This is a genomic window from Streptomyces griseochromogenes, from assembly GCF_001542625.1.
In the GTDB taxonomy this organism is placed as follows: Bacteria; Actinomycetota; Actinomycetes; order Streptomycetales; family Streptomycetaceae; genus Streptomyces; species Streptomyces griseochromogenes.
In genome coordinates, this window is sequence record NZ_CP016279.1 from 1,770,737 (window position 1) to 1,792,130 (window position 21,394).

A 21,394-nucleotide genomic window follows, 5' to 3' on the forward strand; every position below is an offset into this window, starting at 1 on the left:
GGCTCAGGGGGCGAGCGGCTCGACGGCTACGCGGTGCGCCGTGGCACCCGTGCGTACGGTGATGCCGGGGACGGCCCCGGCCAGGGACCTGCCGTCGGCGAGCCAGGCGTGGAGCGCGGAGGCGTAGGCGGCGGGATCGCACAGGTCCGGCCGCCCGTCGGGGGCCGTCGCCGCGGACAGCCGTACGAGGTCTCCCTCGCGGGTGCGTACGACACAGCGGTCCGGCCCGTCGACATAGGCGACCAGACCGCAGTACGGGTAGCGGTCGAGCGCCTCCACCGTCCAGGCGGCCGGCGGGCCGAGCCGTGGGTCGTCCGCGGCCGCGTACCGTACGACGACGTCGGCGATGCGCAGCCGACCGGCCTCCCGTGTCTCCTCGTCGACCAGCGTGTGCGCGGAGTCGATCCGCACCCCAGGGTCGTCCGCGGGGTCGGGCTCGTCACCCGGGACCGCGTACCGGACGACGCGGACCTCCGGCGGATCCGAGCCGACGGCGCCGGTGAGGACGCGGACCGGGGCGGTGCGACGGGCGGGCAGGTGGGGCGGAAGCGGCAGCGGGTCGAGCAGCGCGGGCTGTCCTGCGGGTTCGGCGATGCCCATGAGGCCGTAGAACAGGCGGCGCAGGAGAACTGCCGACTCTCCCGGTGACGAGCTGGTCTGCTCCGCGAGCTCCTTGTACCGGCCGGGGTCGTGAGCTGCCATGACCCGGTCGATCTGGGCGCGGAGGCCGCCCCGGCCGACGAGCCGGGGAGCGGTACGGCCGAGGGCGGCGACCGGCGAGAGCGGGTCGAGGTCCTGCTCGGGGAAGGCTCCGAGGAGGACGGGGGTGCCGATCGACGCCGCGTAGTACGTGACGCTCGAATGATCCCCGAGGACGCAGTCGGCCGCGATCAGGGCCTGTCTCCACCCGTCGAGGGGAGGGATCGCGTCGAGGCCGGCCCGTCGCGCGTTGTCCAGCCAGGCGCGGACCTGCCCCGGCCCATGGCCGTACCAGATGTTCGGATGCAGGACCGCGACGGTCCGGTACTCGTCGGCCGGAAGCTCGGCCGAGAGGCGGGACAGCAGCCAGGGCAGCAGGTCGTCCCCGTCCGGCTCCCCGGCTCCGCCGAAGAGGGAACGCGGTGCCCAGGTGGAGCTGACGACGATCAGCCGCTGGCCGGGCGTCACACCCAACGCGCGGCGGAAGAGGGCGCGTTGGGGGAGGGCGGCGAGGATGCGGTCGTAGCACGGGTCCCCCGCGAGGACCGCGGTGGGCGCCGCCTCCGGGCAGGCCGAGCGCAGTCTCTCCTCCTGCTCGGGGTGGGAGAGGACGGTGGCGGTGGCGAGGGGACGCCCGTCGTCCAGGAGCCAGTCCGGCGACAGGCCGAAGACGGGCGCGGGCGACGGGTGTCCGGTGTCCGGTGTCCGGTGTCCGGTGTCCGGTGTGGCCAGCCTTTTATTGTATCCAGCCCCGTGGGACAGGATCACCAACTCCGCCTGGACCGAGGCGAGTTCACCGCCGTAGCTGGCCGACACCGCCAGATCGAACGCCGTGTCCTTGGCCTGCTCCCAGGGGAGGACCGGCAGCCCCGCCCGCGCCAGCAGCTCGGGCACACCGGCCAGGAACGGGGACGAACCGGTGCAGGTGGCGAACATCTGCACGCGAAGGTCGCCGGAGAACAGCGGGAGTACGTCCAGCAGACGCGTCGCTGACGTCACGTTGTGCACGATGAACAGGACACGGCGACAGCCCACGCGCGTGATCCAACGCTCCGCGTCCTCCCCCACCGGCACGCGCACCCGTGCTACCCCACCCGTCACGCGGTTTACCTCAGCACTCGATGATGTTCACCGCAAGCCCGCCCCGGGCCGTCTCCTTGTACTTCACGGATATGTCGGCGGCTCTTGATCATGGCGTTGACCTGGTGTTTTGGCATGGCAAAAGCGGCTCGGGAGGCGCCGGGGACTTTTCGGGGACTTCTTGCGAACGCTTACCTACAAGGTATCCGGCGGCGCTCGACATCCGTTGTGCAGGGCGGAACCAAGAACGGTGTTGATGTCCGGGTGAACATTCGCCCGAGGTTGGGAACGGCCAACTGAAGCCTCCGGCTGTATCAGCGGAGCCAGGGCGGCACCATTGGCGCCCTGATGCCAACTTGAAGCCACTGCAACTAACATGCAATAGATGCTGCCATGGAGCCCCCGCAGACGAGAGGGGCCGACGCGTCAGTACGCGCGGCCCGGCTGTACGCCGCAACATCCGCTCCGACTGCCAGGGGGGCTGCTTAGCCAGGTCGTCTCGTGGCGGGCGGATCGGTTCAGGGTGGCCGCTTATCCGATACCGCGTGTGAGCAAGCCGGATGGATGATGTTGACCATGCACACGGACGCGAATCTTCTGCCCATCGGTGAGGTCGCTGCGCGGTTGGGTCTGGCCACCTCCACCCTTCGCTACTGGGAGGAACGAGGGGTCCTTCAGCCGACGGCACGACAGTCGGGGCGGCGGCTCTACGGTCCCGAGCAGCTCCGCCGGATCGCGCTCATCCAGATCTGGCAGGAGAGCGGGATGATGAGTCTGGACGAGATCGCGATCGTGCTGGCCGGCCGAACCGAGACCGGTCACTGGCGGGACACCATACGGGGCCGCATGGCTGCCATAGACGAGCAGATCGACCGCCTCACCCAGGCGAAGGCCTACCTTGCCCACTACCTCAGCTGTCCCCGTGACCATCCTGCGGATGACTGCCCGATGGTGAGCGAAGAGGTCGATGCCCACATCCGCCCTGTCTGACCCAGCCGGAGGCCGTCCTGCCGTGAGCTCGTGACTCATACCGTTTCGTCTCCATTGACTTCAAGGCGACTTGAGGCGACACGCTGACGACGAGCTGGCGAAGGGAGCCGAAGTGATCGCGTGTGACGCTGTGGTCATCGGGGCGGGACCTGCCGGGCTGGCGACGGCGCTCGGCCTCGGACGCACCGGAGTGGACGTGCTGCTCGTCGAGCGGCGCACCGGGGTCTCCAAACTGCCGAAAGCCATGGCCGTCAGCGCCCGGTCGATGGAGCTCCTGCGGCAGTGGGGATGCGACCGTCCCATTCGGCAACGGGGACTGCCCCCGTGGCGCAGTGAGAGCATCGAGTGGCGAACCTCGCTGGTGAACGGACGCCACATCGTCTCGCTGCCCCAGGTGGGGGACACACGGGACGTCCTGTCGTCGCTGGCCGTGAGTCCGCAGGCATGGATCAATGTGCCGCAGTATGTCGTCGAGAACGTCCTGCGTGATGCGGTCGGGCGACTGCCCAACGTGCGGTTCTGTGAGGGCACGGAGGCGACCGTCGAGGAACAGGGCCCCGACGGCGTGTTCTTGCGGCTGGTCCGGGCGACGGCGGACGCCCCGACGCAAGGGGAGCAGCGGGTGCGCGCGCAGTACGTCGTGGCGGCCGACGGCTCGCGTGCTTCGACGCGTCGTCGACTTGGTGTGGGTGCCCATGGAGCGGGACCCCTGGGAACGGCGCTGAGTATCGCCTTCCACGCGGATCCGGCGGCCTTCCGGGATCTCAGGAGCGCCTTCCACTGGGTGGCGAACGCGGACCTTGTCGGCATGGTGACCCTGGTCTCGCAGGACTTCGCCGTCCTGAACATCCTTGATGACCCGTCACTGGCCGACGTGCACCAGCCGACGCCGCGATGTGAGCACCTGGTCGGCCTTGTCCGCAGGGCGTGCGGAGTTCCGGATCTCGAGGTCGGCATCGAGGCGGCGGAGCGGTGGAATATCACTCAGGACCTGGCCGACACGTACCGCCGCGAACGGACGTTCCTCGTCGGTGACGCGGCTCACCGGTTCCCGCCCACCGGAGGCCTCGGGCTGAACACCGCCCTGGCCGAGGCCCACAATCTCGCCTGGAAGCTCGACGCCGTTCTGGCCGGGTGGGCGGCCGACGAGCTCCTGGACACCTACGAGCACGAGCGTCGGCCGTACGCACAGGCGGCGTCCGTCATGGCGGTGCGCCACTTCAGGTCCATGCTCGCGGTGATGGAACGGATCCGGCGGCTGCCGGGGCGTGTGGAGTCCGGAGGGCGGCAAGGGCGGGCGTTCCGTCATGCGCTGGCCGGCATCGTCGCCAGGACGGGACGGAACTACTCCGCTGACGCCGTCTCGTTCGGGTATTCCTACCAGGCAGGTGGGGACCCCGTGTCTGATGGGAGAGAGGGCCGGTCATGGCCAAGTGATGGATATGTTCCGGACGCACGCCCAGGTGCGCGTGCTCCGCACGTCTGGCTCCTGAGGGACGGTAGGCCGGTGTCCTCGCTTGATTTGTTCGAGGACGGCTTCACGCTGCTCGCGGGCCCCGAAGGGCATGTGTGGATGCGGGCCGCTCGACGGGCAGGGGTGCGCTACGGAGTCCCGCTGAGCGCATTCACCGTCGGGGGAGGTGGCCCGCTGGAGGATCCGTGCGGGCGTTGGACCGTGATCTACGGCGTCGGTCCCGGGGGCGCGGTACTCGTGCGGCCGGACGGACACGTGGCATGGCGGGCCACGGGGGCGATGGGTTCGTCGGGCGAGGAAGAGCCTGCCCGCATGCTCGTAGCCGTGCTCAAGGAGGCCACGTACGCGAGCGGCACGCCCCAACGCCTGAATGCAGCGGACCTCGATGCACCGGGTGCCCGCGTGGCCTGATCTGTTGCCTGTGGGTTGACTTCAACCCAGGTTTAACTCGCAAGCTTGTGCGGCTATTGCGTGCGACGACCTTGCATGCGAAGCATTCGTCTGGCTTGGAGGAGTCTTGGAACTCAAGCACGTCGTTCTCACGCCGGAGCTCTACGACTACCTGATCGCGCATGGCACGCCTCCGGACCCGGTACTCACGGAAATCGAGGAGCGCACCAAGGAATTCGGCCGCTACCAGATCATGCAGACCGTCCCCGAACAGGGCGCTCTGCTGCACATGCTCACCAAACTCATCGGTGCCCGTAAGGCTATAGAGGTCGGGACATTCACCGGATATTCCTCAGTCTGCATCGCCCGTGCTCTTCCGAAGGACGGACATCTTCTCTGTTGTGACGTCAGCGAGGAATGGACACGCGTGGCCCGTGACGCCTGGGAGAAAGCCGGCGTCACCGATCGGGTCGACCTGGTGATCGGTCCCGCCCTGGACACGCTGAGGAGTCTGCCGCAGGAAGCCGATGCCGACCTCGCCTTCCTTGACGCAGACAAGGTCAACTACTGGTCCTACTTCGAGGAACTGCTGCTCCGCGTCCGCCCGAACGGGCTGATCATCATCGACAACACCCTCTTCCAGGGTGAGGTCGTCAACCCGGACACCGAGCATGAGAGCGCTCGCCTGGTCCATGCCTTCAACGAGCGGCTCGCCGCGGACGACCGGGTCGAGGTCGTCATGCTGCCGATCCACGACGGGATCACACTCGCTCGCAAGCTCTCCTGACCAAAGAGCCGGCCCATAGCGCATGGGTCTCACAACACCAGCCTGATGGGGGATCGCGGAGCTGCCTCTCGCCAGCTCCGCAGAGGAGGCGGCGTGATATTCGGTCGGCGCCCGGAACTGGCTGCCATAAGCAGTCTTCTGGACGACGGACAATCCAACGGCGGCCTTGTTGTCATCGAGGGCGCCTTCGGAAGCGGAAAGACGGAATTGCTGCGCGAGGCCGGTGAACGCGCCGGACAGCGTGGATTCTGTGTGCTCTCCGCATCCGCTGACATCGAGGAACAGTCATTCGGCTTCGGGGTGGTCCAGCAGCTCTTCGAGTCCTGGGAAGAAGAGTTTACCGATGCCGAGATGCGCGGCGAAGTGTCGTTCGAAACACTGCATGGTCTCCACCGGAGACTGGTCGGCCTGTCAAGAAAATCGCCGGTGCTCGTCACCGTGGACAACCTGGAATTCACTGACGAGCCTTCGCTGCGCTGGATCGACTATGTGGTCCGGCGGACGCACGACATGCCGGTGTCTGTCATCGCCACCCTCAATCCCGGAGAAAAGCCGCAGGAGCCGCATGTCCTTTCCGGACTGCTGCTGAGCCGGCTGTGCCGAGAGCGGCGGCGGCTTCTGGACCTGGGGCTGCAGGAGACCGCCGGCCTGATGGAGGCCTTCGCCGGAGGCCCCGTCCCTCAGGCGGCGGTGGAGGGCTACCACCGCGTGACAGGCGGCAACCCGCTGTTACTGAGGGAGTGCCTCCGCGTGTCGGGAGCCGCCTGCCAGGCAGGGGACATCCCACCGGTGGATCCTGTCTCTGCGGATCTGCTGGCAGGGCTGATGCCAATGCGTGACCGCTTGCTTGCCCAACTGCACCGTGCCGATCCCCGGGCACTGACAGTCGCCGGCGCCGCCGCCCTGCTGGGAGACGCGGCGGACGAGGGGCTGATCGCGGTGCTCGCGAATCTCTCGCCCGGTCAACTGGACAGCATCCGGGCTAAGTTGGCTGCACTGGGCATCCTGCGCATCAACAGTGCTGCCATCCGGTACCCGCTGATCGGCGCTCTGTTGGAGAATGCCGTTCCACCGGCGGAACGCACCCAACTGCACGCCAGGGCTGCCAGAGCGCTCCACGAGCGGGGCGCCGCACCGGAGGAAGTCGCAGTACACGTGGTCGAGGCCGGATCGTTCGACGAGCCATGGGCTGGGCACGTGCTTCTGCGGGCCGGGGAATCGATGGCCGCGTCCTGTCCGCAAAGTGCCGTCCGGGTCTACGAGCGGGTCCTTCAGGAGCCGATCGACGCCCAGGAGCGGGTGAAGGTCCTGGCCCGTCTGGGCATGGCGCAGCTCAACGCCAATGTGCCGGCCGCTGTTCGACGTCTTGAAGTGGCGATGGACATGGCCTCCGAGCCGGAGGAGCGCGCTGAGATTGCACTCGGCTTGTCCTGCGGACTGGCCGTAACCGACCGCCATCAGGAGGCCGTTCGACTCCTGGACGAGACGATGGCCAAGGAGGAACTGCGACGCGACGAACTCGCTGAGCGCATGGCCGAGCAGTTCGTTGTCGCGGGTGCGGAATGCCGTTCCACTCTCGATGCCGTATTCGCGAGGATCAGGTCGTACGAGCGTGAGCGGGGGAGTACCGGGCGATGTCCCGGCGGTCTCGAACCCCTGATCCGAGCCTGGCTCGGCCGCTCGGCAGAGCAGGTGCTACGCCCCGTGCAGGACGTGCTGTCATGGGGGCGGGATCGACGGGGAACGACCTTCTGGTACACAGCCGCCACCAGTCTCCTCTGGTGCGAGGAGTTCGAGCTGGCCTCCTGGTATGCGGAGGAGGAACTACGGGCCACCCGAAGCGCCGCGTCACTGCGCCGGGTGCGAGCGCTCTTGCTGCGGATGCAGGCTCTTCATGGGCTTGACCACCTGGAACCGGCCCGGCAGTGCGGTGTCGAAGCGCTCGACCTACTCGACCGGCTGGGCATCGGTGATCAGGCAGTGGCTGCCGCCGTCCTCGCACCCCATGTCATGGTCCTCGCCGAGCTGGACGAACGGGAGGCCGCAGCCACCCTGCTGGCGGAGAGGGGATGGCAGGACATCCATCCGACGCACTGGCACAACGTCGCACTTCTGCATAGTCGCGCCCGCCTCCGTATCGCTGCCGCGGATCACGTGGGAGGTCTGGCCGACACCCTCGTCGTCCAAGAGGCCTGCCGGCACTGGCATATGAGGAACCCGGCGATCGTGCCCTGGCAGGTAACGGCTGCGGAATGTCAACAGGCGCTCAAAGCCAGACCCGCGGCACAGGAAGCCGCTGCCGAAGGACTTGCCGCCGCCCAGCGATGGGGCAGCCCACGGCTGCTGGGGCAGGCGCTGCGCACGATGGGCCTGTCACTCACCGGGCCGCGGCGAATCGAACTCCTCCAGCAGAGTGCTGAGCTCCTGAAGTCGTGCGGGGCCCGGCTGGAACTCGCCAGGACGCTTGGAGTCCTCGGCACCGCGACCCGGGAGAAACGCTCCGCCGAAGCAAGGCGTACCCTCCGCGAAGCCTACGAACTGGCTGTGTCATGCGGTGGCAAGGCTCTGGCACGTTGCATTCAGGAAGAACTGGTGCATGCCGGTGGACGGATCACCCAGAGCGCCGAGCGCGGGGTCGACCTGCTGACAGGCAGTGAGCTGCAGGTCGCGGAAATGGCCGCGTCCGGCATGACCAATCAGGCCATCGCACGGCGGCTCAAGGTCAGCTTGCGCAACATCGAAGCTCATCTCACCCACACCTACCGGAAACTCGGCGTGACCGGCCGCAGAGAACTCGCCGATCTCCTGCGCAGGTCCTCTGCCGGCGCGAGGGCTTTCGGCGCCGCGAGCCGGCCGGCGGCCGCACTGCCCGGGGCGGGGTGGACCATGTGAAGGCACGAGGTGAAACATGCGTTGGCACGATCTCTACATCGCCGGACTGGGAGCCTTCCTCCCCCCGCCCGTACCGACAGAAGAAGCGGTCGAACGCGGCTGGTACGACCCGGAAGAAGCGGAGGAGAACGAGCTGACCGCGGTATTGGTGGCGGAGCACGAATGCGCCCCCGACATGGCCGTGGCAGCCGGACGACAAGCCCTGGCGCGTTCTGGTCATGCAGCGACCGAGGTGATACTCAACCTCCACGCGAACATCTACCACCAGGGGCAGGACTTCTGGACTCCCGCTTCGTACGTCCAGCGTCATACCGTGGGCGGCAGCGGCCTGGCGGTGCAGATCCAGCAGGGGTCCAACGGAGGTATGGCCGCGCTCGAAATGGCAGCCGCGCACCTCTCCGCGGCGCAGGCCGGGCCCTCGGCATTGATCACGACGGCGGACAGGTACTGCCCTCCCGGTTTCGACCGCTGGAACAGCGACACCGGACAGATCTACTCTGACGGAGCCGCCGCATTGCTGCTCTCCCGCCGTTTCGGTTTCGCCCGCCTCCGGGCCATGGTGTCCACATCCGACCCCGGACTCGAGGAAGTGTGCCGCGACACGGCCGGCTTCTCCGCCGTGCCGCACGAGGACGGTGAGCCCCTCGACCTGCGCTCCCGGAAGAAGCGCTACGTCAAGAACCACGGCTACGACGAACTCCTCGAGCGGCTCGCCGCAGGTACGGCCGCGAACGTCCGGCAGACCCTCACCGACGCGGAGTTGACGCTGGACGACATGACCTGGGTCGTTCTGCCCAACCTGGGCCGAGCCCTGCTGGAATGGGAGTTCCTCGAACCACTGGACATCCCCCTGGAGCGGACGACTTGGGACTGGGGGCGCCAGGTCTCGCATCTGGGACCGGGAGATCAGTTCGCCGGCCTCGATCACCTGGTGACCAGCGGCCGGGTCCGGCCAGGAGACCATGTTCTGCTGGTCGGCGTGGGGATCGGGTTCAACTGGACCAGCGCAGTGGTGGACATCGACTCGGTGCCCGACCTGACATAGACAGGCGACGCGCACGTGGTGCGCCAGAGCAGACCAACCGGACGGCCCGGCAGCGTACCCGCGTTGCCGGGCCCTCGCCTTTCCCGGCGTCACCGCCCGCGGTGACCGTAGTGACCGCTGTCTGTATGGACCATCGGTAGATGCATCGGTGTGACCGTAATGAGTCTCCGACCGCGCCGACCTAGCGTCCTTGGCAAGGCACAGAGCCGGTTCGCCGAGTCTTGGGAAAGGGGAACCCACCGATGACTGTCCCGGCAGGCCGCCACTCCGAGCAGACCAGTGCGGAGGATCTACGCGGCCTCGATTCACACGACCGGCGAGCCGCGGTGGAGGACTGGCTGCGCGGCCGGATCAGCCACCTCGGCAAAGCAGCTCCACAGGACATCGACGGTACGGCGCCGCTGACCGCCGCAGGGATCAGTTCCTTGCGGCTGCTGCGTCTGCGCGCTCAACTGACCCGGGAGCTCGGCGTCACGCCGCCGCTGCGCGTCGCATCGCTGGACGCACTGGCCGACTGGGTCACCGACGCGCTGGGCGGCGGACAGGAGGGGGCCGGTGAACCGGCGGGGACCCACATCACCCCCGATCCCGGCAAACAGTTCGAACCCTTTCCGCTCACCGACCTCCAGCATGCATATCTGATGGGCCGCAGCCAGGCCTTCGAGCTGGGATCGCTCGGCGGCCACGCGTACTTCGAGCTCACGCCCGCCGACGGGGACGTCCAACGACTGGAGACCGCCTGGCAACGCGTCGTCCAGCGGCACGGTGCCCTGCGCATGACAGTCCTCCCCGACGGCAGCCAGCAGACCCTCGAGCAGGTGCCGCCCTACCGGTTCGACGTCCTCGACCTGCGTGCGGAACCCGAGGACAAGGCCCTCGAGTGGCTCGAGGAAGTCCGGGCCAGGATGTCGCACGAGGTCTTCGTCCTGCAGCAGTGGCCGCTCTTCCACATCGCCGTCACCCAGATGCCGAGTGGGGCCACCCACGTGCACTTCAGCATCGATCTGTTCGTCGCCGACCTGTGGGCGCTCCGTGTCCTGCTGGGCGACTGGTGGCGGCTGTACGCGAACCCCGAGGCGGACCTGCCCGCCCTCGAACTCACCTTCAGGGACGTGGTGCTGGCTGAACGGGCCACCCACGGCTCCGGGGCCTTCGAGCAGGCCAGGCGGTACTGGGACGAGCGACTCGATGATCTCCCGCCCGCTCCGCAACTGCCGGCCGACACCGCTGCGGCGCGACCCCACTTCACCCGGCGCATGGCGCGCATCCCGGCCCCGGTGTGGTCCACCGTGAAGGAGCTCGCAGGAGGCCGCGGAGTCACCCCGTCGGGAGTGCTGCTCGCCGCCTACTCGGTCGTACTGGGAGCCTGGAGTTCGAGCCAGCGGTTCACGGTCGATGTCACTCTCTTCAACCGGCCGTCCATCCACCCGCAGATCGACAGCCTGGTCGGGGACTTCACCAACGTGGATCTGCTCGCGGTCGATCTGGTCGACGCGGACACGTTCCAGGACTTCGCCGACGCGGTCCAGCAACGGCTGTGGATGGACCTGCAGCATGCCGCTGCCGGGGGCGTGCAGTCGCTCCGTGAGCTTGCCGCCAGGCGAGGTACGGGAACAGCGGCACTGGCCCCCGTGGTCTTCACCAGTGCCCTGGGCAACGACGACGACGGGTTCTCCTCCCTCTTCGGCGGCTTCGGGACACCGGTCCACGCCATCACCCAGACCCCACAGCTCTACCTCGACCACCAGGTCTTCGAGGAGCAGGGCGAGGCTGTACTCGTCTGGGACACGCGGGACGGCGTGCTCTCCGAGAGCCTCCTGGAGGACATGTTCGAGGCCTATCAGCGGCTGGTTCTCTCCCTTGCCGAACCTCGGACGTGGTCCGGTCCGCCGGAGATCGAGCTGCCTGTCTGGCAGCGCGAGGTGCGTGCGCGCGTCAACGAGACCTCCGGGCCGCTCCCCTCGGGCGTGCTGGCCACACGGATCCTCGAGCGCTCCACAGCCGCGGACTCGGCAGGGACCGCCGCCGTCATCACCGCGGAGCGGGTTCTCACCTTCGAGGAACTCGGCCGCCAGGCCGTCGGCATCGCCCGCGCGTTGCACGCACGGGGGCTGGCCCGAGGGGCGCTCGTGGGTATCGGAGCCGTCAAGGGATGGCGGCAGATCGCGGCCGTGCTGGGTGTCACGGCAGCCGGATGCACCTATGTACCGATCGACCCGGTGCTGCCGCCGGCCCGCCGTGCCTGGATGATCGAGCATGCGGGCATCGAGCTGCTGGTCACCGATCACCTCCAGGACGTCGAGTGGCCGCCGACGCTGCCGCTGATGGCGGTGGACGACGTACTGCCGACAAGCGCCGAAGAGCTGGCCCGCTGGCAGTGCCCGGCCGAGCCGGAGGACATCGCCTACGTGCTCTACACCTCCGGCTCCACGGGCACCCCCAAGGGCGTCGCGGTCAGCCACCGGTCCGTCCTCAACACCCTGATGGAGGTGAACCGGCGCTTCGGGGCCGGGCCGCAGGACCGCATCCTCGGCCTGTCGTCGCTCAGCTTCGACCTGTCTCTGTACGACACCTTCGGCGTGCCCGCGGCCGGAGGCGCGCTGGTGCTGCCGGAGCCCGAGGCCGTACGCGACCCGGCTCGCTGGCTGAAGCTGATACGGAGCCACCGCGTCACTCTCTGGAACAGTGTTCCCGCGTTGATGGACATGCTCGCCACCTACTGCGAGGCGGGCAGCTCCACAGACGCGCTCCCCCTGCGTACGGTGATCCTCAGCGGAGACTGGATCCCGGTGCGGCTGCCCGACCGGATCCGGTCCCTCGGCGACGGCATCCAGGTCGTCGCGGCCGGCGGCCCCACCGAGACCTCGGTCTGGTCGAACGCCTACGCCATCGAGGAGGTTGACAGCGGGTGGACATCCATCCCCTACGGATTCCCGCTCCGCAACCACCGGCTGCACGTCCTCAACGAACGGCTGGCGCCCGCCCCTGCCTGGGTGCCGGGTCCCCTGTACGTCGGCGGAGCCGGCCTGGCCGCGGGATACCACCGCGACCCCGAGCGCACCGCCCAGTCGTTCATCAGCCACCCGGTCACCGGCGAACGGCTGTACCGCACAGGAGACCTGGCTCGCTACCGCCCCGACGGATGCCTGGAGATCCTCGGGCGGGAGGACTTCCAGGTCAAGATCGGCGGCTTCCGGATCGAACTCGGTGAGATCGAGCACGCGCTGAACGAGCAGCCGGAAGTGGACCAGGCGGTCGTCGTCGCGGCGGCATCCGGTGATCAGCGCCACCTCGTCGGCTTCGTGGTGCCGGCGGCTGCGGCCGCGGATCACGCGGATCCCGTCGAAGACGACTTCGGGGACATCGAACGCGACCCGGTGGCCCGGCTCCGGTTCAAGCTCGCCCGACCCGGACTGCGGGGCATCGATGGGCCCTCGGTCGCACTCGCCGACAGCTCCTCACCCGCCTCGCAGCGGCGAAGCTGCCGGACCTTCCGCGCCGACCCCGTGCCGCGGCAGGCGCTCGCCGAACTGCTCGCCGCACTGCGCTCGACCGAACAGGACGGCCACTTCCTTCCCCGGTACGCGTACGGCTCTCCCGGGGCGCTCTACCCGGTACAGGTCTACGTGCAGATCCACCCCGGTCGCGTGGAAGGCGTGGCAGGTGGCAGCTACTACTACGACCCCCGCCGCCATGCCCTCACGCTGTGTTCCTCCGAGACCTCCCTGCCTGCCGAGCTCTTCGCCGCAGCCAACCAGGAACTCGTGGACAAGGCCGCCTTCGTCGTCTTCCTCGTGGCCCAGCGACGCGCCATCGACCCGCTCTACGGCAAGGTCGCCCGCGACTTCTGCCTGCTGGAGAGCGGACTCGTCACCCAACTGCTGGAGATGACGGCCTCGCTGGGCGGCCTCGGCACGTGCCAACTCGGCGCGACCTCGGACGGCCCCGCCCTGCGCGCGGCCTTCGACCTCGACGAGGGACACGAGCTGCTGCACACGCTCGTCGGCGGACTGCCCGCCGACCTCGACACCGCACCGGCGCCGGTGACCGAGCAGGCCCTGGCCGACGAGTTGCGCAGCAGGCTGGCCGAGCGCCTCCCGTCCTACCTCGTGCCCGGCCGACTGGTCCTGCTGGACCGCCTGCCGCTCAACCAGCGCGGCAAGGTCGACCGGGGAGCACTCGTCCGACGAGCCGAAGCCGCCGACGCGGGCACCCGTGTCCGCCAGGCTCCTCGAGACGACATGGAGCGGCTGATCACCGACGTGGTGTGCCAGGTGCTGGGGCTGGAGAGCGTCGGCGCCACGGACAATTTCATGGAGATCGGAGCGGGTTCGGTACATCTCACCCGGATGTACGGCCTCCTGCGGGACCGTCTGCCCCAGGACTTCGGCCTTCTCGCCCTCTTCGAACACCCCAGCCCCCGCGCCCTGGCCGCATGGCTGCGCGGCGACATCGACGACACGGCCGCCGTCGCGAAGGGCAGGGCACGAGCCCAGCGGCAGCGTGCCGCACGACAGCGGACCATTCGACGGACTCCCGGAACGGAGGAGTAGAACCATGAGCGCTCCGATATCGGACTCCAGCTCCACAGACGCCGTACCGGACTCCACCGACATCGCCGTCGTGGGCATGGCCTGCCGCTTCCCGGGCGCCTCGGACCCGGAAGCCTTCTGGCGGAACCTGCGTGACGGCGTGGTGTCCATCGAGCGGCTCGACGAGGCGGATGTGCTGGCGGGAGGCGTGCCGCGTGAACTGTTCGAGCGGCCCGAATACGTCAGTGCGGCTCCGGTGCTCGACGGTATCGACCTGTTCGACGCGTCGTTCTTCGGCTTCACCGGCCGTGAGGCCGCGCTCCTGGACCCCCAGCAGCGGCTGTTCCTGGAGTGTGCGTGGCAGGCCCTGGAGGGCGGCGGCTTCGACCCGGCACGGACCGGCCGTGTCGGCGTCTACGCCGGCGCCGGGATGTCCGCCTACCTGATGTCCAACCTCCTGGGCGGCGGCCGGTTGCTGATGAGCGCCTCCGGCTTCGAGCTGCAGATCCACAACGACAAGGACTACCTGTCGAGCCGGACCGCCTACAAGCTCGGGCTGACCGGCCCGGCGGTGACCGTGCAGACCGCGTGCTCGAGTTCGCTGGTCGCCGTCCACCAGGCGTGCCAGGCGCTGCAGGGCTACGAGTGCGAGTTCGCGCTGGCCGGTGCCGCCTGCGTCCGGGTGCCCCATCGCGTGGGCTACCTCTACGAGGCCGGCCTCATGTTCTCGCCGGACGGTTCCTGCCGGCCGTTCGACGCCGACGCCGCCGGCACGGTGTTCGGCAGCGGGGTCGGTGTGGTCGCGCTGCGCCGGCTGGCGGACGCCGTCGCCGACGGCGACACCGTACTCGCCGTGATCAAGGCCACCGCGACCAACAACGACGGCTCGGCCAAGGTCGGTTTCACCGCGCCCAGCGTCGAAGGTCAGGCGGAGGTCGTCACCACCGCGCTGGAACTTGCCGAGATCGACGCGAGGACGGTCACGGCGCTCGAAGCACATGGGACGGGCACCCCCCTCGGGGATCCCATCGAAGTGACCGCGCTCACCCGCGCATTCCGCGCACACACCGAAGACACGGGCTACTGCGCGCTCAGCTCGGTCAAGGGGAACGTGGGACACCTGGAGGCGGCCGCAGGCATGGCCAGTCTCATCAAGTCCGTCCTCCAGCTCCAGCACCGCCAACTAGCGCCCACCGCCAACTTCCGCACACCGAACCCGCAGCTCGGCGTCGAGAAGACCCCGTTCCAGATCACCGACAGGCTGACCGACTGGACGGCCGCGGACACGCCGTTGCGCATCGGCGTCAGCTCGTTCGGCATCGGTGGCACCAACGCGCACCTCATTCTCGAGGAAGCCCCGGAACCCTCCCGGAACGTCCCGCCGGGCCGCGAGCGGCAGTTGATCACCATCTCCGCACGGACGCCCCAGGCGCTGGACGATGCCGCAGGGCACCTTGCCGCGCACTTCGCCGCCCTCGACGCCGCACCGTCCGAGCCCGGGCAGTTCGCCGACGCCGCCTACACGCTGCAGACCGGGCGGCACCCCTTCCGGTTCCGCCGGACCGTCGTCGCCGGAAGCGGTGCCGAAGCCGCCGACCTGCTCTCCGGCAAACACCCCGAGCTGGTCACCACCGCCGATGCGGGGGCAGCGCCCTCCGACATCGTCTTCCTGTTTCCGGGGCAGGGAGCCCAGTACGCCGGCATGAGCCGGGGCTTGTACGACAGTGAGCCCGGTTTCCGTACCCGGCTCGACGAATGCGCGGAGCTGCTCCGCCCGCATCTCGGAGCGGACCTGCGAGAGGTGCTCTACGAAGACGCTTCCGGCCCCGCGGCAGCCGCGCGGATCACCGCCACCGGGTTCGCGCAGCCCGCACTCTTCTGCGTCGAGTACGCCCTCGCGGGCCTGCTGAGGGACTTCGGCGTCGAGCCGTCCGCCATGGTCGGCCACAGTGTCGGCGAGCTGGTTGCCGCCTGCCTGGCAGGTGTCCTCGAACTCCCGGACGCGCTCCGCCTCGTGGCCCTGCGCGGCCGCATGATGCAGGAGCAGCCTGCCGGAGCCATGCTCTCGGTCGCCGCACCCGAGGAAACGGTCCGCGCTCTGCTGCCATCCGGCGCGGACATCGCCGCGGTCAACGCCCCTTCCCTGTGCGTGGCCTCCGGTCCGGAAGAGGCGATCGCACGCCTCGAGGGCGAACTCGCCGGACAGGACATCGGGCACCGCAGGCTGCATACTTCCCACGCCTTCCACTCCGCGATGATGGACCCGATCGTCGCTCCCTTCACGGAAGAAGTCCTGCGGACCCGGCTGTCCCCACCGAACCGGCCGTTCATCTCGGACGTCACCGGCACCTGGATCACCGAAGAGCAGGCCACCGACCCCTCGTACTGGGGGTCGCACGCCCGAAAGCCGGTCCGCTTCGCCGACGCGGTGGCCACCGCGTCCACCGGCCGCGCCGCCTTCATCGAAGTGGGTCCCGGCAACACCCTCGCCTCGCTCACACGGCAGGCCCTGCGGCCCGAAACGCGCGCCGCCGTCGTCACCACGCTGCCACGCCCCGACGAAAGCCGCTCGGACACCGACGCACTGCTCGCGGGACTCGGCGGTCTGTGGCAATGCGGCCGAGACCTCGACTGGGAGGCGCTGCACGCCGGGGCGCGGCGCCGGGTGCCGCTGCCCACCTACCCCTTCCAGCGCCAGCGCTACTGGGTCGAGCCGCGCGGCACCGAGACGGCAGCCGACCTGGACGTCATCGCGCCTGCCGAGCCGGCCGGCGCGGACGCCGACACAGCCACCCGGCCCGAGGTCCTCACCGCCCACGCCCCGGCCCGCAACGAGGACGAGCGTGCGGCCCTGGCCCTGTGGGAGGAGTACTTCGGCTACACCGGCCTCGGCATCCACGACAACTTCTTCGAACTCGGCGGTCACTCGCTGCTCGCCACCCGGATGCTCGCCCGGTACCGGGAACTGACCGGCCGCACCCTCACTCTGTCCGAGCTGCTGGCCGCCCCCACCGTCGCCGGTATGGTGGCCGCCGCCAGGAAGGCGGACACCCGGCCCGCGACCCTTCAGGTGGTGCCGGACCGTGAGCACCGATTCGATCCGTTCCCGCTCACCGAGATGCAGCAGGCGCAGTGGATCGGCCGGCTGGGCAGCTTCGACCTGGGCGGCGTCGCAGCGCACGTCTACCTGGAGTTCGACAGCCAGGGACTGGACCTGGCCCGGGCGGAGCGGGCGTGGCAGAAAGTGGTCGACCGCCACGACATGCTCCGCGTCGTGGTCCTGCCGGACGGCCGCCAGCGCATCGTGGAGACGGTGACGCCGTACCGCTTCCCGACCCTTGACCTGCGCGACGCCGGCGCCTCCGCGATCGAGGACGAGCTGGCAGCCGTCCGCAGTGCCATGGAAGCCGAGGTTCGTCCGGCGGACACCTGGCCCCTGTGGGAAATCCGGGCCACCCGGCTGCCGGACGACCGGACCCGCCTCCACATCAGCTTCGACCTGATCGTCGCGGACGTGGCCGGGTTCTTCTTCCAACTGCTGCCAGAGTGGGGCGCCCGCTACGCCGATCCTGACCGCCGGCTCGATCCGCTGGAACTCACCTTCCGCGACTACGTTCTGGCCGAGCAGCAGATGCGGCAGACGCCCGACTACGAGCGCGCCCTGGAGTACTGGCGGAGCCGGGTGGCCGAACTGCCGCCCGCGCCGGATCTCCCCGTCCGCAGGGCCGGCCGGGGAACGGGCGACTCCCGGTTCACCCGCCGGCATGTCTCGGTGCCGCCCGAGGTCTGGCAGCGGATCCGCGCCCAGGCCACCGAGCACGGCATCACCGCTTCCACCGCACTGATCGCGGCGTACGCGGCCGTGATCGGCGCCTGGAGCAAGAGCCAGCACTTCACGTTGAACCTGACCGCGGTCGACAGGCTTCCCGTCCACCCGCAGATCCGCGACATCGTGGGGGAGTTCGCATCCTTCGACCTGCTGGAGGTGGACCTGCGTGGTGTCGCCGGCTTCGGGGACCTAGCGCGCCAGATCCAGCAGCGCAGCTGGGAGGACTTCGAGCACCGCAATGTCAGCGGCGTCCGTGTCCTGCGCGAGCTGGCCCGCGAACTCGGCAACAACGCCACCATGCCCGTCGTCGTCACCAGTTCCCTCACCGAGAGCGAGGACCGCTCAGACGACACCTTCGGCTGGCTCGGGGAGCAGTCGTACTTCATCTCGCAGACCCCGCAGGTCACCCTCGACCACTTCATCATGGAGGTGAACGGCGCCCTCGAACTCGCCTGGCACGCCCTGGAGGACCACTTCCCGGAGGGCATGCTCGACGACATGTTCGGCGCCTACCACGCTCTCGTGGTCGGCCTCGCCGACTCCGACGGATGGTCCGCCGCGCCGTGCCCCGACCTCCCTTCCCACCAGAGGGAGGCGCGCGCCCTGGCCAACCGGACGACCGGCACTGCCCCGCACGGACTGCTGACCGACAGTCTCCTGCACACCGTCGTGGACCCCGCCCTGGCCGAGCGCCCGGCGGTCATCGCTCCCGATCGCACGCTGACCCACACGGAACTGGTCACCCGGGCCTGCGCGCTCGCTCAGGAGCTGCAGTCCCGCGGCCACGGGCGGGCAGGCGTCATCGGCGTACGCCTTCCGAAGGGTTGGCGGCAGATCGTCGCCGCGGTCGCCGCATCGTTGGCCGGGGCTCTTTACGTGCCCATCGATCCGGACCTGCCCGAGGCACGCCAGCGCTGGCTCGTCGAACACGCGGGTGTCGACTGCCTGCTCACCGGTGACGACGACACGCTCGACCTCGGCGTCGAGGCCGTCCCGGTCCGGGACGCGGCGATCCCCGCCCAGGAGGCGGCGAACTGGCAGTGCCCGGCGCAGCCCGAAGACGTCGCGTACGTCATCTACACCTCGGGTTCCACCGGCACGCCCAAGGGCGTCGCCGTCACCCACCTCGCGGCCCTCAACACGATCAGCGACATCAACGAGCGGTTCCGCGTGGGCCCGGGCGACACGGCCCTCGGCCTGTCCTCGCTCAGCTTCGACCTGTCCGTCTACGACGTGTTCGGAGTGATCGCCGCAGGAGGCACGCTGGTGCTGCCCGAGCCGGAGGCGCGACGCGACCCCGCCCGCTGGCTGGACCTCGTCCGCACCCACAAGGTCACGGTCTGGAACACCGTGCCCGCGCTGATGCAGATGCTCGTCGAACACGCAGAGGCGGTCGGCACCACGGGCCTGCCCCTGCGCGTGACCCTGCTGAGCGGTGACTGGATCCCGGTCACCCTGCCGGACCGGATCCGCAGCGTGGCGGCAACCGAGGTGATCAGCCTTGGCGGGGCCACCGAGGCGGCCATCTGGTCGATCGCCCACCTCGTCGACGAGGTCGCACCCGACTGGTCGTCCATCCCCTACGGCCGGCCTCTGCGCAACCAGCGCTTCCACGTCCTGAACGAACGTATGGAACCGGCCCCAGTCTGGGTCCCCGGCCACCTCCACATCGCCGGCGCCGGGCTCGCCGAGGGCTACTGGAACGACCCCGAACGCACCGCCGAGTCCTTCCTCCCCCATCCCGCGACGGGTGAGCGGCTCTACCGCACCGGCGACCTCGGCTGCTACCTGCCGGACGGCACGATCGAGTTCCTGGGACGCGAGGACTTCCAGGTCAAGGTCGGCGGGTTCCGGATCGAACTCGGCGAGATAGAGCACGCGCTCGACGAGGTGCCGGGATTGCGGCAGAACACGGTCGCGGCCATCGGCCCCCGCCACCAGCAGCGGCTCGTGGCCTATCTGGTCCCGGAACCCGAAGCTGACGGCGATCTCGTCGAGCAGGCCCGCCGGCGGCTGACCGAGGCTCTGCCCTCCTACATGTGCCCGTCCGACTTCGTACTCCTCGACGCCCTGCCGCTCAGCTCCAACGGCAAAGTGGACCGGGCGGCACTGCCCGAGCCCGGGCGGCACGGCGGACGCCGGGACGTCCCGAAGGAGACGGACGCCGCGGTGCAGGCGACGGCTGTCCGCTTGGCTGCCATCGCCGCCGAACTGCTCGGCATTGAGCTGGTGGGAGCGGGCGACAACTTCTTCGAGCTCGGCGGCGACTCGATCCTCGGCATCCAGCTCGTGGCGAAGGCCAATGCACAGGGCCTTGCCCTCACCCCGCAGGACATCTTCGAAGCCGACAGCATCGCGGCCCTCGCCGCCGCATGCCATCGGGCCACCGGAGTGGAGACCAGTGAACGCCGGTCGGCGCTCACGACCCACCAGCGAGCCCTTGCCTTCCAGGCCGGCGGCACCGATGCCGACCCGGTACCGGGCTGGCTGCTGTACGAGGTCGACGGTGCCTTCGACCCCGCGATCGCCGAGACGGCCCTCGGCGCGCTGATGAGTCGGCACCCGGCACTCCGTCTGCGCATCGGCCATGGACCGGACGGCCCGGCCCAGTGGCCCGGTGACAGTCCCGACTCCTACGTGCCGGACATCGACCTGCGCTCCCTCCCGGAGGCCACCCGCCACAACACCATCCGGTCCATGCTGAGCGACATGGCCGGCGAGCTGGACCTGGCCGACGGTCCCGTCATCAAGCTCGCCCTGATCAAGGCCGACGACGCATCCGGGCTGCTGGCCTGGGCCGGTTCCAGGGCAGTGATCGACGACGGCTCCTGGCCGCGGCTGATCCGCGATTTCCACCACGCCCACTCCCAGCTGGCCGCCTCCGGAGCGGTGGAATGGGACCTGCCGACCGGCGACTTCCTGGACTGGGCCGACGAGACCACCGTCCAGAGCCGAACCGTGGACGCGCGGCTCGACGACACCCCGAGGCCGACGCACACCCTGGACGGCGAGCTCGTCAGCGAACTCACCGCCGAGGACTTCGACCGCGTCACGCAGCACGCGCACCGCGCGTACCACCTCGAACCGCACGAGGTGCTTCTTGCCGCACTCGCCCGGGCTCTGAGCCAGGTCGGCGGCACAGAGGTACAGGCGACCCTCGTCGCGGAGCGCACCCAGCGGCCGTCCGATGCCACCGGCCATCTGCTCGTCTCCACCGTCGGCCGGTTCACGGAGTTGGTCGCTCTCCCCGCCGGGACGGGAGCGGGTGACTGCCGCGACACGGCGTCGGCCGTGAAGAGCGGCTACCGAGCCGTGGCCGGGGACCTGCCGCCCGGGCCGCGCGTCGCGGTGCGGGAAGGGTTTCTCTGGACGGGCGACGACCCCGTCTCCGGGACTCCGTGGCCCGATGGCGCCCGTAACCGACCCAGCGACACCCTCGTAGAGATCACCCCGGCCATGGTCGACGGGACCCTGCGTCTGCGCTGGTGGTACGCGCCGGAGGCCGAAGCCCGCGTACGCGCGGCTGCCGCGGAGCTGCCCCACCGACTGGCAGAGCTCACCGCGCACTTCGAGGCGACGTCGGACCGCATCGTCGACACCTCCGACTTCCCCCTCGTCGACATGACCGACGAGGACCTGCAGCAGTTCATCGCCGGCCTGGGCGATCAGTAGCGCT

General features: G+C 69.4%; 8 protein-coding genes. 7 read left to right on the forward strand and 1 reads right to left on the reverse strand.

Annotation, left to right across the window (positions count from 1 at the left end):
• Positions 1 to 3: 3 nt before the first annotated feature.
• The gene (locus AVL59_RS08275; protein WP_067300989.1) at positions 4 to 1,800 is read right to left on the reverse strand and encodes a hypothetical protein; all 1,797 of its coding nucleotides are present in this window, start codon (positions 1,798 to 1,800) and stop codon (positions 4 to 6) included.
• A gap of 555 nt (positions 1,801 to 2,355) precedes the next feature.
• Between AVL59_RS08275 and AVL59_RS08280 the strand changes: the two genes are divergently transcribed.
• The 7 genes from AVL59_RS08280 to AVL59_RS08310 all read left to right on the forward strand — a co-directional run bounded on the left by AVL59_RS08280 (position 2,356) and on the right by AVL59_RS08310 (position 21,390).
• Positions 2,356 to 2,769: a MerR family transcriptional regulator gene (locus AVL59_RS08280; RefSeq protein ID WP_067317032.1), complete on the forward strand. Its 414-nt coding sequence runs from the start codon at positions 2,356 to 2,358 to the stop codon at positions 2,767 to 2,769.
• A 70-nt stretch (positions 2,770 to 2,839) separates the two neighbouring features.
• Complete coding sequence (locus AVL59_RS08285) at positions 2,840 to 4,654, forward strand: FAD-dependent oxidoreductase (protein WP_079146577.1); 1,815 nt, start codon at positions 2,840 to 2,842, stop codon at positions 4,652 to 4,654.
• 106 nt (positions 4,655 to 4,760) lie between these two features.
• The gene (locus tag AVL59_RS08290) at positions 4,761 to 5,420 is read left to right on the forward strand and encodes an O-methyltransferase (RefSeq protein WP_067300995.1); all 660 of its coding nucleotides are present in this window, start codon (positions 4,761 to 4,763) and stop codon (positions 5,418 to 5,420) included.
• 93 nt (positions 5,421 to 5,513) lie between these two features.
• A complete protein-coding gene (locus AVL59_RS08295; protein ID WP_159399879.1) occupies positions 5,514 to 8,312 on the forward strand; it encodes a LuxR C-terminal-related transcriptional regulator in 2,799 nt (932 codons plus the stop codon).
• A gap of 16 nt (positions 8,313 to 8,328) precedes the next feature.
• Positions 8,329 to 9,357, forward strand: coding sequence for a ketoacyl-ACP synthase III family protein (locus tag AVL59_RS08300; protein WP_067301001.1), 1,029 nt, complete (start codon positions 8,329 to 8,331; stop codon positions 9,355 to 9,357).
• Between the two features lie 242 nt (positions 9,358 to 9,599).
• The gene (locus AVL59_RS08305) at positions 9,600 to 13,910 is read left to right on the forward strand and encodes a non-ribosomal peptide synthetase (protein ID WP_067301004.1); all 4,311 of its coding nucleotides are present in this window, start codon (positions 9,600 to 9,602) and stop codon (positions 13,908 to 13,910) included.
• A 4-nt stretch (positions 13,911 to 13,914) separates the two neighbouring features.
• Positions 13,915 to 21,390: a hybrid non-ribosomal peptide synthetase/type I polyketide synthase gene (locus AVL59_RS08310; RefSeq protein WP_067301006.1), complete on the forward strand. Its 7,476-nt coding sequence runs from the start codon at positions 13,915 to 13,917 to the stop codon at positions 21,388 to 21,390.
• The last annotated feature ends 4 nt before the right edge of the window (positions 21,391 to 21,394 follow it).